Raw genomic sequence first — 16,326 nt, forward strand, 5'->3', positions numbered from 1 at the left:
GGGCAGGGGCAGGGGGATGGGGCAGGTGCAGGGGGCAGGTGCAGGGGTCATGGGGTCACACATTTCGGTTCAAGAGAACAAGAGAAGGGTGGGAACGACGTGAAGGTGCTGGTGACGGGGGCGGCCGGCTTCCTGGGCGGGTATGTCGTCGAAGAACTGCTGGAACGCGGGTACACGGTCGTCGGCCTGGACAATCTCGCCAAGTACGGACGGCCGGCACGTACGCTGCCCGACCACGAGCGCTACACGCACGTGGTCGGCGACGCCGCGGACAGAGATCTCCTGTACGAGCTGTCGGCGGGCTGCGACCACTTCATCGCCAACGCCGCCCTCATCGGCGGCGTGCGATACATGAAGGATCTCGCGTACGACATCCTGGCCACCAACAACCAGTTGACCGGCGCGGCGGCCGAGGTCGGCATCCGGCGGCAGGGCGAAGGACTGCGCAAGGTGACCTACCTCAGCTCCTCCATGGTGTACGAACACCACGCGGGCATCGGCTTCCGCGAGGGCGACGAACGCGAGATCGCCCCGCCCTCCACCGCCTACGGCTTCCAGAAGCTGGCCGTCGAGTACTACGCGCGGGCGGCCTGGTCGCAGTACGGCCTGCCGTACACCATCGTGCGCCCGTTCAACTGCGTGGGCGCGGGCGAGCGGCACGCACCGCACACCAGCACGTCCTCCGGTGACCAGCAGCGCATGGTGCGCGGCCATGTGATCCCCGACTTCGTCGAGCGGGCGCTGCGCCGTGAGAACCCGTTCCGCGTCCTGGGTGACGGAAACCAGTTCCGCACCTTCACCTACGCCCGCGACATGGCCCGCGGCGTCGTCCTCGCCATGGAGTCGGACGCGGCGTACAACGAGGACTTCAACCTGTCCGGCCGGCACGGCTGCACGATCGCCGAACTGGCTCGATTCGTCTGGGACCGGATCAACCCCGGAGAGCCGTTCACGCTCCGCTGCGAGGAGCCCTTTCCCCACGATGTCCGCGTGCGCAGGCCCGACACCGGCAAGGCCGAGGAGGTACTGGGCTTCGTCGCCGACACACCGCTGGAGGCCATGCTGGACGAAGTCATCGCCTGGGTGCGCGAAACCGAGCCCGTGACGGACCGGCGATGATCAGGACGCTGGACCTGGCCGGTGAGTTCTACGTCTACGACGGCTACGCCGGTATGTCCGAGTACATCGTCCTGGGTCTCAGCAGGCTGGGGGTCCGGGTGAACCTGCTCCCCTTCAAACTGGAGACGGACGGCCTTTCGGCCGAGATGCTCGACATCGTGGAGGCGGCCGGCCCCGTCGGGACAGGTCCGCTGCTGTTCAACTCGTGGGTCCGTCCGGAACTCGACCGGTACGCGGGCCGCCCCCTCATGATGCACACCATGTGGGAGTCCAGCCGGCTTCCGGCGAGCTGGGTGGGGCCGCTCAACCGGGCGCGCGTGCTGATGGTGCCGACCCGCTTCGTCGCCCGCATGTTCCGCGACAGCGGGATCACCGTCCCCGTCGAGGTCACTCCCGACGGTGTCGACCCCGAGGTGTACCCCTGGGTCGCACGCCCGGAGCGCGAGGGTGTCACCACGTTGGTGGTGGGCACGGTGGTGCCCCGCAAGCACGTCGCCCAGGCGATCCAGGCGTGGCGGCTGGCCTTCGCCGACGACCCCGCGGCACGTCTGGTGGTCAAGGCACGGTTCGGCGTGGAGGGCCGCGGCGGGCTGGCCGTACGCGATCCGCGCATCACGATCGTCGACGAGAACGAACCGACCCGCGGCATCCTGCACTGGTACGAACAGGCCGACGTACTCCTCGCCCTGGGCAGCGAGGGGTTCGGCCTGCCCCTCGTCGAGGGCATGGCCACCGGCCTGCCCGTCATCGCCCTGTCCTCCGAAGGCCAGGGCGACGTCTGCGCGGACGCGGGTGATCTCGTGCTGCCTGTGGCCCCGTCCCACTGGGAGGACGTGTACGAGCCTCATCTGGGGCATTGCGGTGTCCGCGGCGTCCCCGACGTGGCGAAGGTGGCGCAGCACCTCCGATGGGTCGCCTCCCACCGCGACGAGGCGCGCGCGCTGGGCCGGGCGGCTTCCGCCTGGGTCCACAAGGAGCGGGACGTGTGGCAGAAGCCGACGGTGATGCTTGAGGTGATGGAACATCATTGGCGGGACTGAAGCGGGGCTGAAGTGCCTCAGCGCCTCGCAGGCCTGGCCTGGAAGCACTCGGCGACCGCCCGGCGGGTCCCGGCGACGTGGATCAGCCGGCAGGTCCGCCCCCGCTCTTCGCATCCTCCGCATCCTCCGCATCGGGGCCGTTGGTGTGCCGGTCAGGCCGGCCGGTCCGGTGGGTGCCAGGCGGCGAGCACGGCGTCCGCCGCGGCGTGCAGGTCACGGGCGGGCACCTCGTCGCAGACCTGGGTGGAGACGCCGAGCAGGAAGCTGTGGATCATGGACGTCAAGCCGTCCACATGGGTGTCCTCCGCCAGCTCTCCGGCTGCGATGCCACGGACGACGCACCGCCTGACGCGGGCCCGGTCGGCCGCACGGCGTGCCGCCATCATCCGGCGTACCGCGGCTTCGCCGTCCCCGGGTGCCCGGACGGTGCCGGACAGGGCGACGAGGCAGCCGCGGGGGTGGGAAGTGTCGGTCTGCATGTCGATCGATGCGTGCAGCAGCCGGGCGACAGCCTCGCGTGGGCTCAGGGTCTCGTCGGCGATGACGTCGGTGACGCTGCCCGGCCCGGCGATGTAGTGCTCTGCCGCGCGTTCGAACAGGCCCTGCTTGGAGCCGAAGGCGCCGTACAGGCTCGCCGAGGACAGTCCGGTGGCTTGACGTGGATCAGGCCCCACGTCAGCTCGGCCGTCGAGGCCGGCCCTGCTCCGCGCGTGCCCGACACCACGATTCCGTGGCGGCGGGCCGCGGCCACGTCGATGGCGGCGTTGCGGGCCCGTCGTCACCAGGAGACGCAGGTTCGGCAACCTGCTGGTGACCGCGGCGGGGAACGCGGCGCGCTCGCGCATGGCCACGACCACGTCGTACGGCTCCAGCGCGGCGACCACGTCCTCCGTACCGCCCAAGGGCTCGGTGAACACCGTGAGGTGCCCGCTGTCCGGCAGGGCGCTCCAGTCGGCGTACCGGTGCGCGACTTGCTGGTAGTCGTCGAGGTTCGCCACTCGGCGGATCTCAGGCACGGCCGGCCGACCTCCTGACGGCGTGAACGCTTCGTACGGCGTGAAGCCGCGCAGGGTGCTGCTGGGCGCCCGTCTGTCGGGAGCCTGCCTGTCGGGCGCCCGTCGCCCGCGCCCGCGCCGGTGTCCGTGGCCACCGGCGGCGCGGCGAGCGGTTCGGCGGGGCTGGGGTGGGCCAGCTCCAGCACCCAGGTCGCGACGCCCGCCAGCGCGATGACAAGGCCGAGCCCGCACACCCCCGGCCACCCCAGGAGCGGGTAGAGCGCCGCGGTCAACGCCGAGGCGAGCGTGCTGCCGGCGAACGCGGACACCATGAGGGCCGTCGTCACCCGGCTGCGCGCGTGCGGGGCCCGGCGGTAGATCGCGCTCTGGTGGCTGATCAGCAGGGACTGCTGGGCGAGGTTGAGCGCCACGATGCCGATCACCAGCGCGATCAGGCCGCCCGGTCCGCCCTCCGCGGCGACGGCGAGCACGGGCCAACTGACCGTCAGCAGGATCCGTCCGCCCGAGGTCACCGGACGGCCGTGGCCGCGGTCGGTGAGCCGGCCGGTCCTCATCGCGGCGGCAGCCCCGGCGACGCCGGCCAGGCCGAACAGGCCGATGACGGCGGGTCCGTACGCGTACGGCGGGTCGGCCAGCAGGAACGACGACGCGGTCCACAGGACGGTGGAGCAGCCCATGCCGGCCGCGGCCAGGACCATGCGCCTGCGCAGCAGCGATTCGGTGCGCACCAGGGTCGCCACCGAGCGGAGCAGTCGGGGACAGGTGGTGTGCTCCGACGGCGGGACGGGGGCCAGGACCAGCCGCAGGACGACTGCCAGGACCGCCATCAAGGCCGCGGCGAAGACGAACACCAGGTGCCAGTCGCCTCTTTGGGCAAGCAGCCCGGCGACGGTACGCGCGATCATGATCCCGATGAGCAGACCGCTCATCACCGTGTCCACCACCGACCCGCGCTGGTGGCCCGGCGCCAGCGACGCGGCCAGGGGTACCACGATCTGTGCGGATTCCGCGGCGGTGCGGGCCTGTGCAGCGTTGGTCTGTTCCTCTTGTGCCCGGGACTCGGCGGCCTGGGCCCTCTGGCGCTCGCTCGCCGCAGTGTCGCGTTCCCGCTCAGCGTTGGCCTTTTCGGCTTCGGCTATCCCTCGCTGCCGCTTCGCCTCGGCGGCGCCCGCCTGGGCGTCCTGTTCCGTCTTTTCCGCGGTCGTACGCGCCTGCTTGGCGGTGGCAGCGGTGGCAGCTGCCTCCTGCGCCTGCTTGGCAGCAGCGTCGGCGGCTGCATTCGTCTCCAGCGCGGCCGCCTTGCGGAACTCCGTCGCCGTGGCGTGCGCCTGCGTCTGGGACAGCGCCAGCAACGTCTGCGCGGCCTGGCCAGGGCGTTGCGGCAGGCGGCCCTGCCGACCCACCGCGACGGTGCCCGTGTGTTCGCCGCGACGCACTCCACCGGCCCGGGCACCCTGGACTTCGCGGAGGCGCCTGCACAGGCGTCCTGCGCGACGTCGGATTCAGCGACGCGGGCTCGGCCCGGGTCCTGACGGCGCTGATCCATTTCGCCGTCGGGCACATCCTGGAGGAGCAGGCCGCACTACGGGCGCAGGGTGGTCCCCCGGCCGACCCGGAGGTCCGGCGCGAGGCGGTCTCCTCCGGCGGGTACCCCCACCTCACGGCCGCCCTGCCCCACCCTGACCGAACCGGACTACGCGCCCCACTTCGCATTCGGCCTCGCCCTGCTCGTGGCAGGTCTCGAAGCGCTGCGTCAGCCGCACCGGTGATGCGACGGGCGGGGCCTTCAGGCGAATGCCGAGCCAGTGGGCGAGCCGGACGGCGGCGTCCGGCCCGTCGTCGGGCTGTCGGACGGGGCGGGCGCGTGCTGGAGTCTTGCCGGCAACAAACAAGGTCTGTTCGCCCAGTCAGGATCGTGCCCGGTCGGGACCGTGACGCGCGGCCCGTCAGGCGGCGAGCGCGTCGCGAAATGTGGGGAAGTTGTCATGCTGGGATCAGCGACCCGTCAGCGTGGCCCCTTCTTCTCCCTTCATTCCCGGTCACCTGCCTATCCTCGTCGGCGTGTGCGCACATGTGATGGTTGCTGAGGACGATGAGAAGCAGGCGCGGCTGGCCCGGGTCTACCTGGAGAGCGAGGGGCATGACGTCGTGGTCGTCCGGGACGGCCGTGACGCGCTGGAGTACATCCGGCGCTCCACGCCGGATCTGGTGGTCCTCGACGTGATGATGCCTCGCGTGGACGGCTTGGACGTGGTCCGTATCCTCCGTTCCTCGGACGGGGAGCTGGCCGGACTGCCCGTCCTCATGCTCACCGCGCGAGCGACCGAGGACGACCTGCTCCTCGGTCTGGACCTCGGCGCCGACGACTACCTCACCAAGCCCTACAGCCCGCGCGAACTGGTGGCACGCGTACGTACCCTGCTGCGGCGGACGGCACCGCGGCACGCCCCCGGCTCCTCCCCCGTCCTGTCGGTCGGCGCGGTCACCGTCGACCCGGTCCGCCATCTGGTGACCGTGGAAGGGCGGCCGGTCGAGTGCACGCCGGGAGAGTTCCGTCTGCTGGCCATGCTGGCGGAACAGCCGGAGAGGGTGTTCAGTCGCGGGCAGTTGCTGCAGGAGTTGCACGGCGTCGACCGATTCGTCTCCTCCCGGACCGTGGACGCGCACGTCATGAACCTGCGCAGGAAGATCGAGACGTCCGCTGGCCGGCCGTCCCGTCTGGTCACGGTGTACGGCGTCGGCTACAAGCTCACCGCGGGGCCTGACCGTGGCTAGGGGCGGGAGCAGGCACGTCGAAGAGCGGGGAGCCGTCGGTCTGCTGCGGCGCCGCGGTCTCCTCGTGCGGATGCTGGCCGTCTCCGTGCTGGTCGCCACCTGTTCGGTCGCCGCCACCGCCTGGATCGCGGTCCGGACGACCTCCGGCGCCGTCGAGAAGCAGCAGGACCGGCTCCTCGCCGACGACACGCTGCTGCTGGACACCCTCACCGGGTACGCGGCCACGCACAAGAACTGGGACGGCGTACGGCCTGTAGTCCGTGACCTGGCACGGAGAACCGGCCGCCGGATCGCGCTCACCACCCAGGCCGGCGCCCTGGTCTCCGACAGCGCGCCGCGGCCCGGCGGGCTGCCCGACCGGGCGTGGGCCGTCATCGACCCCCTGTCCGTCAACCGCGCCGACCCCATCGACCCGCGCGCCACCGGCCCGTTCCAGCTCACCGCCCCCGAGGAACGGACCCTGAACGCCTTCGCGCTCCGGCAGGTCGAGTGCTTGCGTCAGCAGGGAGTGGAGGCCGCTGTCGTCACCACGCCGAGCGGACGCCCCAGGATCCGCACGTTCACCGGCTCGGACGACCGACGGGCCGCGGCCTGCGACAGCACGTCGCTGGAAGAGCCCACGCCGACCGAGCGCGCCGCGCTGCACGAACTCGACGCCCTGGTCGCCGAGTGCCTCAAGGGCACCGGCCTTGACGGCGTGAAGGTGTCACCGGATTTCTCCTGGCGCCTGGCCGCGGCGCAGGAGGCTTCTCCCCTCCGGAAGGGCGCGGAGCGGCAGATCCCGGCCTGCGTCACCGAAGGCCGCAAAGCGCTGCTGAAGTCCGCGGTGGCGCCACCGGCGCGGCTGTTCGTCGGCTCCGGGGAGACAGCCGTCCAGGGGTTCCGCCTCTCCGGCAGCGGCATCGCGCAGGTGGTGGGCGCGGCGGCCCTGGTCCTCGCCCTGGCCGTGGGGGTCAGTGTGCTCGCTGCCACCAGGCTGGCCCGGCCGCTGCGGGCGCTGACGGACGCGGCCCGGCTCATGCGGGACGGCGGCAGTGCGCTGGTCCCGGTGACCACCGGTGACGAGATCGGGCAGCTGACGAGGACGTTCAACGACATGGCCGTCCACCGCGACCGTCTGGAGGAGCAGCGCCGCGTCATGGTGAGCGACGTGGCGCACGAACTGCGGACTCCGTTGAGCAACATCCGCGGCTGGCTGGAAGCGGCTCAGGACGGCCACGTACCGGCCGACGAGGACTTCCTCGCCTCGTTGCACGAGGAGGCCGTCCTGCTCCAGCACGTCATCGACGACCTCCAGGACCTGGCCGCGGCCGACGCGGGTGAGCTGCGCGTGTATCCCGAGCAGGTCGAGGTGGGCGAGCTGGTGGACCAGGCCGGCTCCGCCTACCGGGCCCGCGCCGAGTCGGCGGGTGTGCGGGTCATCGTCGAAGCACCGCAGGAGCACTGGATCGAGGGCGATCCGGTGCGTTTGCGGCAGGTCGTGGGCAATCTCCTCTCCAACGCGATCCGGCACACTCCCTCCGGCGGTTCGGTGACCGTACGGGTCACAGCGGCCGGTGGTCTGACGACGATCGAGGTGGCGGACACCGGGGCGGGCATCGCGGCAGAGGATCTGCACCGCGTGTTCGACAGGTTCTGGCGTGGGGAGAAATCCCGTAGCCGCGACACCGGCGGCAGCGGACTGGGGCTGGCGATCGTCCGCAAGCTGGTGGAAGCACATGGCGGCACTGTCTCGGTGGACAGCACCGTCGGGGTGGGGACGGTGTTCACCCTGGGACTGCCGGGCTGACGTACCGCGTGACCTGGCCGGGCTGACGTACCACCTGACCGGACTGGCCTGCCGCGTGACCTGGCCGGGCTGACGTACCGCGTGCCCTGTGGGGCCCCCTCGGTGGCGCGGGGCAGGCGTCCCGGCGAACTGGGCGCTTGCGCCCATGAGTTCCTGACAGGACGCGCATATTGTTCTGCCAGCATGCGCGCCATGAGACTGCACACTCGCGGCATCCTGCTGACCGGTGCCGTGGCCGCCGGGGCCCTGGGACCGGCCCTCCCCGCCAGCGCCGCCGGCGCACCCGTCGCCGCACTCGTCGCGGACCAGCCGAGGACGGCCGGGCCCGACCTGCTCTTCCTGCCGAACATCGACGACGACGCGGGCGTCTGCCGCAAGCGCGCCCGCACGCTGGTCGACGGGGCCGTGGACCGCGAGAACGCCAATGACGAGGCGTTCTACCGTCGGCAGGCGGAGTTGGAGAAGGAACCCGACCGCGAGAAGGCCGAGGCGGAATGGGCCGAGCTGGTCCGCACCCACCGCTGGGAGCAGAACAGGACCGACCGCGAGCTGGCGGCGTGCAATGACGGCGCCGACGATGTAGTCGACGGCCGCGACGACGAGGCCGACCTCGGCCGGTTCCGCACACGGGCGTGGGCCGACGCCCCCGCCTCCGCGAGCGGGCGCCTCACCGTTCCCGCCCGGGACGCCGGCCGGATCCGGCTGTTCGTCCACCGGCCCGGCGGCTCCGCCCCGCTCGGCTGGGAGGTGGTCGGTCCGGAGACCCGGTTCACCGCTCAGGAGCTGCGCCGCGGCGTGGAACTCGGGGTGGAGGGCCGGGACGTGGTCAGGGACGCCGCGAAGTGGGACGGCCGTACGCGCGTCACCCTCACCGTGACCGCGGACGGCGTCAGTTCCTCGGCCGCCCTGAATCTGCGGCAGGCCCCCGTGCTCACCCAGCTGAACACCGCACCCGTCCAGGAGGTGCTGCGGGCCAGGACCGACGAAGGCGACTCCTACACGGAAGCGTTCGTGAAGGAACTGGACGCCACACTGCCTGCCGGAGGAGTGCGCCGCCCCTCCCGTGCTCTCGACACCAAGGGAGACACCTGGGCACAGGACATCTTCGAACCCGGTTACGTCTCCGTCCCCGGCCCGGACGGCCGCCCGCACGGCATGCGCGTGCTGGTCACCTCGGTCAACGACGACCGGCGCATCGCCACGCGGACCGCCTTCACCGAACTCGCCGGACATGATGTGGCCGCCGTCCACATCAGCCATGTGCCCGACGTCGACGAGAACAGCAGCTACGACTCGATGGGCAATCTGGAGACGGTTCCGCCGAGCCCCGGCAACCCGCACGGCCGTGTCATCATCGGCGGTGACGGCCTCGCCGCCGGCAAGACCGGTCCCGCTCCCGAGATGCTCGCCTTCCTGCGGGCCCAGGGCATGCAGGACCCGGTCTCCCTGGACACCTCGTGGCTGACCATCGGCCACGTCGACGAGTTCGTGCAGTTCGTCCCGGCCCCCGGCAGCCGGCTGGGTTGGCGGGCCGTGGTCGCCGATCCGCGGGCCGGCCTCGCTCTCCTGCGCGAGGTGCGGAAGAAGGGCCACGGCGCAGACCTCCTGCACGGCGGGCTGCCCGCGCTGGAGTGGCCGTACGACGGGCGGATCGATCAGCGCACCGTCAACGCCTTCCTCGCCGACGCCCAGTTCACCGGCACCAACGAGCGAGCCGCCGAACGGATCGACGCCGACATGGCCGTACTCAAGGCGAAGACCGGTCTGACGGACGCGGAGATGGTCCGGGTTCCCGCCCTGTTCACCGCCCGGTCCCTGGACTACGCCGTGCTGGAGACCGAGATCCGGTCCATGAAGGACGGTCCGGACAAGGACGCCAAGCAGAAGCAGCTGGAGGCGATGCGGGACGCCGTCGCCGAGATCCCCGGCACCGTCAACGGGCTCGTGCTGAACAGCGGTCACTACGTCGCCCCCAAGCCCTACGGCCCGGTCGTGGACGGCAAGGACGTCTTCGCCGAGGCCATCACGGCGGCTTTCCGCGCCATCGGGTATCAGGTGAGCTACGTGGACGACCTCATCAGCCCGCACGTCAGCGAGGGCGAGATCCACTGCGCCACCAACACATTCCGGGACGTCCTCGGACCCGAGGCGCGCTGGTGGCGCGAGCACTGAGCCCGTCCCCCTCCTCCCTCTCCCTCACCTCCCTTGGAGCATTCCGTGAAGCACTGGACAGAGAATTCCGCCCGCCTCCGGCGCCGTACGCGCCGGGGACTCGTGGCCGCCGCCACCGTGTTGGCGGTGTCAGCCGGAGGCACCGCCCAGGCCGGCGCCCTCCCCCACGGCGTGGCAGCCGCCGGCCGGTATGCCGTGGGGGTCGTCGACTACGACCTCGGCTCCGCGGCCTACACCCTCGCGGAGACCGGCGAGCCCGTGGAGCTGGCCGCGACCGTCCACTACCCGAAGGATCCTCATGGCGCGGTGCGCCATCCGCTGGTCGTCATGCTGCACGGCTTGCACGAGACGTGCGCCGACCGGACCGCGGCGGCGGAGCGGGACGCGGCCGAGAAGGCCGGCGACTGGGACGCTTTCGCCGCGGCCAGTCAGAAGCTGTTCAGCTGGCCGTGCCCGCCCGGCGTGCGGCCGATCGCCAGCGACCACGGGTACGACTACCTGGCCCAGGACCTGGCGGCGCAGGGCTTCGTCGTGGTGTCGGTGAGCGCCAACGGCATCAACGCCTCGTCCGTCACCGGCGACGAGAACGCCTCCGCCCGCGCCGATCTCCTCAACCGCCATCTGGCCCTGTGGCAGCGGCTCGACGCGACCGGCACGGGCCAGCTGAGCGGCCACTTCATCGACCCGGCCACCGGGAAACGGGCGAACGTCGACTTCCGTCACCGCGTCGACCTGCAACGGGTCGGCACCCTGGGCCACTCACGGGGAGGCGCCGGGGTGACCTGGCAGGCCGCGGACGCCCACCGCGGCCAATGGCCCGCCGGGGTGAAGGTGAAGGCGGTGCTGGGGCTGGCTCCCGCCTACAACGTCATGACCGAGGACATGTCCGCCTACCGCATCGACAGCACACCACTGGCCGTGATGCGGGGCTCCTGCGACGGGCAGGTCGGCACAGAAGCGTTCTCCTTCGCCGGTGACGCGACCGCTCAAGGCACCGGCGCCACCTACCGTTTCGCCGTACGCGGCGCCAATCACAACTTCTTCAACACCCGGTGGTCACCGGACAGCGGCGAAGTGGCCGCGAAGGACGACGCGAGCCATTCCCCGGACCGGCCGGGCCGCTGCGGCGACGACAGCACCGCCACGCCCGACATACAGCTGACCGAGCCGCAGGAGCGGAAGGTCCTGAGCACCTACGCCGGCGCCTACTTCCGCAGGTACCTGATGGGCGACCACCGGTCCGACGCGGTGCTGGAAGGCCGGGAGCATCCCCTGTCCCGCATCACGGAAGTGGACGTACAGGCGCGGGTCGGCCGGTAGCGCCCGCGCGGGACCTCTGCCCATCCGCCCCGCTCCGGGCGGACCCGGTGCCCGGCCGGATGACCGAACGCTGCTCCGGCCGGCTCAGCGGAGTTCAGCCCCGGCCGGTGCAGACTCCCGATTCCCAGGCCCAGGCCGCGATCTCGACGCGGTTGCGGGCGGCGAGCTTGCGCTGGATGTTGCCCAGGTGGGTCTTGACCGTGGAGTGGGTGACGTAGAGCTCGGCCGCGACCTCTTCGTTGGTGTATCCCCGGGCGACCAGGCGGACGACGTCGAGTTCGCGCTGGGTGAGGGGTTCGGCGAGCCGGCCGCTCGCACGGGTGGCGCAGGGAGCGGGGCGGGCGCCGGACTGCTCCTGCGGGGGCGGTGCCATGTGCTGCAGGAGGCGGACGGTGATGGAGGGAGAGATGAGCGAGTTGCCGGCCGCCGCCGCGCGCACGGCCTCGGCGAGGAGTGCGGGGGCGCCGTCTTTGAGGAGGAAGCCGCAGGCGCCGTTGCGCAAGGCCTGGTAGACGTATTCGTCCAGGTCGAAGGTGGTGGCGATCAGTACGTTGAGCGGGTCGGGTACTTCGGGCCCGGCCAGCAGGCGGGTGACCGCCAGACCGTCGATTCCGGGCATACGGATGTCGAGCAGGCAGACGTCCGGGCGGAGCCGGCGGGCCGTTTCCACGGCGTCGGCCCCGTCGGCGGCCTCGGCGACGACGTCCATGTCCGGCTGGGCGCTGAGGATCATGCGGAAGGCCGACCGGATCATGTCCTGGTCGTCGGCGATCAGAACCCGGATCTTCATGTGCCCATGATCGCAGAGGTGGTGGGGATTCCCGGCCGTGTGCTCATGGGCAATTCCCTTGCGGTGACGGCGGGAGGGGGATCTCGGCGCTGACCTCCCAACCGGGCTGACCGTGCCGGGGGCCCGCGGTGAAGTGTCCGCCGATGGCCTCGATCCGTTCGGCCAGTCCGATGAGACCATAGCCACCGCTGCCACCGCTGCCACCGCGCTGTCGGCCGGAAGTGGGCTGTCGGCCGGAGTCGGCGTCGCGGCGGCCGGCCGGTGGACGGCCGGGCGTGCCGCCCCGGGGGCGGAACACCGTGCCGCCCGCGACCCGGCCGTCGTCCGTCACCAAGACGTCCAGCCGGCCGGGGTCGTCGGCCCGGAGCCGGATGTCCACGGTGACCTGTGCGGTGGGGTCCGTGTACTTGCGGACGTTGGTGAGCGATTCCTGCACCAGGCGGTGCACGGTGGTACCGATCTCCGGTGGCAGGGAGCGTTCCGCGAGCCGGGGGTCGAGGGTGAGCCGGGCCGGCCGGCCCGCGGCCGAGAAGCTCTCGACGAGGCCGCGCACGCGCGTGAGATCACCGCCGGGGCGGGTGGTGGCCGGCTCCTTGGGAGCGCGCAGCACGGAGACCATGCCGCGCATGGACTCCATCGCCTGCGAACCGGCTTCCTCGATCCCGGCGAACACCCGGTCCAGGTCCGCGGGGGCCAGTGCCTCACCGGCCGAGGTGACGTAGCGGGCGGCTTTGGCCTGCGCGACGATCGCGGTGACGTGATGGGCCACGAAGTCGTGCAGCTCCCGGGCGTGTTCCAGGCGCTCGGTCTGGCGGGCGGCCTGCTCCGCGGCCCTCCGGTCGCGGTCGCGCAGTGTGTCCGCGAGCCGCAGATACAGGCCCAGCCCGATCATCATCACGATACCGAAGAGGACCGCCGGCACTCCGATGGTCTTCACCGGCTCGTACTCGGTTCCCGGGACCCGGAAGAGCAGCAGCAGGGAAGCCACGCCCGCCGGGGGCGCCAGAGCGGTGATCCGCAGCAGGGAGTGAAGGCGCACGGTGCGGGCGATCACCAGCAGGAGTGCGCACAGTTCCGTCAGTCCCGGGGAGTTCTCGGGCCGCTGGGCGAGTTGCAGTTCGGCCACCGACAGGGCGAGGGAGGCGGCCACGGCGCAGCCGGCGACCGGGAGGAAGCGCGCGGCCGGAACGAAGAGAGCTGCTACGCACAGGCCACCGGTGACGGTGGTGGCCGCCGCGGTGGGGGCGAAGCCGGTGTTGAGCCCTTCGGCGACCAGCAGGGTGAGGACGACGGCACCTGCCAGCACGAACAGGACCTGATGTGTGCCGGAGCGGCCGCGGAAGGCATGGATCATGCCACCCCACGTTACGACGGTGCCGGGTGGGCCACCTCGGCTTTTCGGCCGATGCGCGGGGTGCGGGCCGTTCGGTATTCCGGTTGATCCGCGGCGGCCCTGTCCTGGCGGATGATCGAAGGGCGGGGAACGAGGGCCGAGCCCACCGTCCCATCCCATCCCACACGCACCCGCAGGGGCCCTCGCTCGCCTGCGGACTCTCCGCGCCCGGTAGCCGTCTCCTCTCCTCCAGGACCGATCGCCCATGTTCCGTACCGCCTTGCGTAATGTGCTCGCCCACAAGGCCAGGCTGCTGATGACCGTCCTCGCCGTGGCACTCGGCGTGGCCTTCGCCGCCGGCACCCTGGTCTTCACCTCGACCGTCTCCGCCGCGTACCGGAACAGCTCGGGCAAGGCGTCCGACCGCGTGGACGTCGCCGTCCGGTCGGACGGCGCCCGCGCTGTGCCGGGTACGGCCCCTGAGCTGACGTCAGAACTCGTTCACCGGATGGCGCAGGCGCCCGGCGTGCGGTCGGTGACCGCGGTGGTCTCCGGGTTCACCGCCGTGGCCGGCAAGGACGGCGAGCTGGTGGGTGCGGGATGGTCCACCCAGGGCGCCAACTACGCCGTGGCCAGCGGTGTCGGTGGTGCCAGTAGTGCCGGCGGTGCCAGTAGTGCCGGCGGTGGGCCGGATGTCCGCTATCCGCTCAAGGACGGCCGCCCCCCGCACGGGCCGGGCGAGGTGGCGCTCGACGCCAGGACGGCCGAGCGGGCGGGGTACCGCGTCGGTGACACCGTCCGCCTGTCGGTCGACGGGCCGGTCCGCACACCGCGACTGGTCGGCATCTTCACCACGGACGCCAGTGAGGTCGCCGCGGGCGGCACGCTCGCCCTGTTCGACACGCCCACCGCGCAGCACCTGTTCGCCCGGCCGGGGACGTTCACCGAGGTCGATGTCAAGGCCGCACCGGGCACCTCCCAGACCGAGCTGGCGGCAGCCGTCGACAAGGTGCTCCCCGGGAATCTCCGCTCGACCACCGGACAAGAACTCGCCGAGGAACAGGCTCTGCGCGTCGAGAGCAGCCTGACCAGCCTGCGCACCACCCTGCTGGCCTTCGCCGGTGTCGCGCTGTTCGTCGGGATCTTCCTCATCGCCAACACGTTCACCATGCTCGTCACCCAGCGCACCAGGGAACTGGCCCTGCTGCGCGCGGTGGGCGCCACCCGCCGCCAGGTGAGCCGCTCGGTCCTCGTCGAGGCGTTCGTCGTCGGTCTGGTGGCCTCGGTCGTGGGACTCGCCGCCGGCATCGGCATCGGGGCGGCGATGGGCCCGCTGACCTCCTCCTTGGGCAAGGGGGGACACACCCTGCCCGAAGGCCCTGTGGCCGTCACCCCGGCCACGGTCATCACCTCGTTTGCCCTCGGGACCGGCATCACGATGCTGGCGGCCTGGCTCCCGGGCCGCCGCGCCGCGAAAACCGCGCCGGTGGCGGCGATGGGCAGCGTGCACGCGGCAGCCACCCCTCGCTCCCTTCTCCTGCGCAACGTCCTCGGCGTCCTGATCACCGTGGCCGGCGCCGCCACCGTGCTGGGCGCGACGGGGATGACGATGGACGAGGGCCAGTTCGTCATGGTGCTGGGCGGTGCGGTCCTGATGACCGGCGTCATCGTCCTCACTCCCCTGTTGTCCCGCCCGTTCCTCGCCGCCGTCGCACCGGTGCTGCGCGCCTTCGGTGTCTGCGGCAAGCTCGCCCGGGAGAACGTGCTGCGCAATCCGCGCCGCACCGCGGCCACGGCGTCGGCCCTCGCCATCGGTCTCACCCTCGTCACCGCGCTGACGGTGCTCGCGGTCAGCAGCCGGCGAAGCATCGACGAGCGGGCCACCGCCGCTCTCTCGGCCGACTACGTCGTGCGGATGGCCACCTACGAGCCGCTCTCCGGGGCGGTGGAGAAGCGCCTCGCGGAGTCCGACGGGGTCAGCGCCGTCAGTCCCCTGCGCGAGGTCCCGGTCCGCGTCACCGGCCGGGAAACCTTCGTGACCGGCGTCGACGCGGCCACCGTCCGCCGCCTGCTCCGGCCCGACTTCAGCGACGGCTCGCTCGCCGGGTTCGGCGGTCGCGGCATCATCGTCTCCACGGACACCGCACAGCAGCGTGGATGGCACACGGGCACCACGGTGCCCGTCACCTACCCGGACGGTGAACGGGGTCAGTGGACCGTCGCCGGCCTCTATCAGGCCGATGACCTGCTGAGCGGCATCATCACCGACACCCGCACCCTCGATGCGCACCTGGGAACGAAGACTGCCCGGCAGATTCTGGTGAAGACCGAAAGCGGCCCCGGCGACACCGTCAAGCGGCGCATCGCCAAGGCGCTCGGCGACAACCCGGCCGTGCTCGTCCAGAGCAAGCAGGACGTCTCCGACTCCATCGCCCGCGGCACCACCATGATGCTCAACCTTCTCTACGGGCTGCTCGCGATGGCCGTGATCGTGGCTGTCCTCGGCGTCGTCAACACCCTGGCCATGTCGGTGGCCGAACGGGCGTCGGAGATCGGCATGCTGCGCGCCATCGGGCTGAGCACGCGGCAGGCCAAGCGCATGGTGCGCATGGAGTCCCTGGCCATCTCCCTCTTCGGCGGTCTGCTCGGTGTCGTGCTCGGCACCTTCTTCGGGTGGGCCGGAAGTCGACTGCTCGCCTCCGACCTGCCCGGTTTCGCACTGGTCGTGCCCTGGAGGCACTTGTTCCTCTTCCTGGCGCTGGCCGGTCTGGTGGGGGTGCTCGCCGCCCTCTGGCCCGCCCGCCGCGCCGCGCACCTCAACCTGCTCAGTGCCATCAGGGCGCAGTAGGTGTCTGTCTGTCGGACACAGGGCGGCGTGCGCGGGGGCTCCGACGCGGCGGTCATCGCGGGCGGTGATCGAGCCGTTGCCGGCTCCCCCGCGGTCGTTTCAAGTGGTGCCGGCCGGGCAGTGG

The 16,326-nt window shown here is 71.7% G+C and carries 14 protein-coding genes; 9 read left to right on the forward strand and 5 right to left on the reverse strand.

Annotated elements, in window-relative coordinates:
- Nucleotides 1–99: 99 nt before the first annotated feature.
- Both ABZ858_RS13625 and ABZ858_RS13630 read left to right on the forward strand, forming a co-directional pair.
- On the forward strand, nucleotides 100–1,119 hold the full coding sequence (locus tag ABZ858_RS13625) for an NAD(P)-dependent oxidoreductase (protein WP_361376246.1): 1,020 nt from the start codon (nucleotides 100–102) through the stop codon (nucleotides 1,117–1,119).
- Nucleotides 1,116–2,159 carry a glycosyltransferase gene (locus tag ABZ858_RS13630; protein ID WP_361376249.1) on the forward strand — a complete coding sequence of 348 codons (1,044 nt, stop codon included), beginning with the start codon at nucleotides 1,116–1,118 and terminating at the stop codon, nucleotides 2,157–2,159. Before ABZ858_RS13625 ends, ABZ858_RS13630 begins: the two co-directional genes overlap by 4 nt.
- Nucleotides 2,160–2,311: 152 nt before the next feature.
- Here the strand turns inward: ABZ858_RS13630 and ABZ858_RS13635 are convergent, their stop codons facing one another.
- The 3 genes from ABZ858_RS13635 to ABZ858_RS13645 are packed head-to-tail and all read right to left on the reverse strand — an operon-like array spanning nucleotide 2,312 to nucleotide 4,611.
- Complete coding sequence (locus ABZ858_RS13635) at nucleotides 2,312–2,788, reverse strand: TetR/AcrR family transcriptional regulator (RefSeq protein ID WP_361377159.1); 477 nt, start codon at nucleotides 2,786–2,788, stop codon at nucleotides 2,312–2,314.
- Nucleotides 2,683–2,910: a hypothetical protein gene (locus ABZ858_RS13640; protein WP_361376252.1), complete on the reverse strand. Its 228-nt coding sequence runs from the start codon at nucleotides 2,908–2,910 to the stop codon at nucleotides 2,683–2,685. The genes ABZ858_RS13635 and ABZ858_RS13640 overlap by 106 nt, the downstream gene beginning before the upstream one ends.
- Nucleotides 2,911–2,937: 27 nt before the next feature.
- On the reverse strand, nucleotides 2,938–4,611 hold the full coding sequence (locus ABZ858_RS13645; RefSeq protein WP_361376255.1) for an MFS transporter: 1,674 nt from the start codon (nucleotides 4,609–4,611) through the stop codon (nucleotides 2,938–2,940).
- On the opposite strand from ABZ858_RS13645, the gene ABZ858_RS13650 reads away from it, so the two are divergent.
- The 6 genes from ABZ858_RS13650 (at nucleotide 4,552) to ABZ858_RS13675 (ending at nucleotide 11,231) form a co-directional block, all read left to right on the forward strand.
- A complete protein-coding gene (locus ABZ858_RS13650) occupies nucleotides 4,552–4,707 on the forward strand; it encodes a TetR/AcrR family transcriptional regulator C-terminal domain-containing protein (protein WP_361376258.1) in 156 nt (51 codons plus the stop codon). The two genes, ABZ858_RS13645 and ABZ858_RS13650, sit on opposite strands and share 60 nt — an antisense overlap.
- 8 nt (nucleotides 4,708–4,715) lie before the next feature.
- On the forward strand, nucleotides 4,716–5,252 hold the full coding sequence (locus tag ABZ858_RS13655; RefSeq protein WP_361377162.1) for a hypothetical protein: 537 nt from the start codon (nucleotides 4,716–4,718) through the stop codon (nucleotides 5,250–5,252).
- The gene (locus ABZ858_RS13660) at nucleotides 5,237–5,950 is read left to right on the forward strand and encodes a response regulator transcription factor (RefSeq protein WP_361376261.1); all 714 of its coding nucleotides are present in this window, start codon (nucleotides 5,237–5,239) and stop codon (nucleotides 5,948–5,950) included. Before ABZ858_RS13655 ends, ABZ858_RS13660 begins: the two co-directional genes overlap by 16 nt.
- A gap of 70 nt (nucleotides 5,951–6,020) precedes the next feature.
- On the forward strand, nucleotides 6,021–7,739 hold the full coding sequence (locus ABZ858_RS13665) for a HAMP domain-containing sensor histidine kinase (protein WP_361376264.1): 1,719 nt from the start codon (nucleotides 6,021–6,023) through the stop codon (nucleotides 7,737–7,739).
- Between the two features lie 192 nt (nucleotides 7,740–7,931).
- Nucleotides 7,932–9,911 (forward strand): protein-arginine deiminase family protein, encoded by a 1,980-nt coding sequence (locus ABZ858_RS13670; protein ID WP_361376267.1) that lies wholly within the window; start codon nucleotides 7,932–7,934, stop codon nucleotides 9,909–9,911.
- Between the two features lie 126 nt (nucleotides 9,912–10,037).
- A complete protein-coding gene (locus ABZ858_RS13675; RefSeq protein ID WP_361376270.1) occupies nucleotides 10,038–11,231 on the forward strand; it encodes an alpha/beta hydrolase in 1,194 nt (397 codons plus the stop codon).
- 94 nt (nucleotides 11,232–11,325) lie between these two features.
- Here the strand turns inward: ABZ858_RS13675 and ABZ858_RS13680 are convergent, their stop codons facing one another.
- A complete protein-coding gene (locus ABZ858_RS13680) occupies nucleotides 11,326–12,021 on the reverse strand; it encodes a response regulator transcription factor (protein WP_361376273.1) in 696 nt (231 codons plus the stop codon).
- Nucleotides 12,022–12,064: 43 nt separating this feature from the next.
- On the reverse strand, nucleotides 12,065–13,375 hold the full coding sequence (locus tag ABZ858_RS13685) for a histidine kinase (protein ID WP_361376276.1): 1,311 nt from the start codon (nucleotides 13,373–13,375) through the stop codon (nucleotides 12,065–12,067).
- 244 nt (nucleotides 13,376–13,619) lie between these two features.
- Here ABZ858_RS13685 and ABZ858_RS13690 point away from each other — a divergent pair, with 244 nt between their 5' ends.
- Complete coding sequence (locus tag ABZ858_RS13690; protein WP_361376279.1) at nucleotides 13,620–16,202, forward strand: FtsX-like permease family protein; 2,583 nt, start codon at nucleotides 13,620–13,622, stop codon at nucleotides 16,200–16,202.
- Nucleotides 16,203–16,326: the final 124 nt, after the last annotated feature.

Origin of the sequence: Streptomyces sp. NPDC047017 (assembly GCF_040644175.1) — a bacterium.
GTDB lineage: Bacteria > Actinomycetota > Actinomycetes > Streptomycetales > Streptomycetaceae > Streptomyces.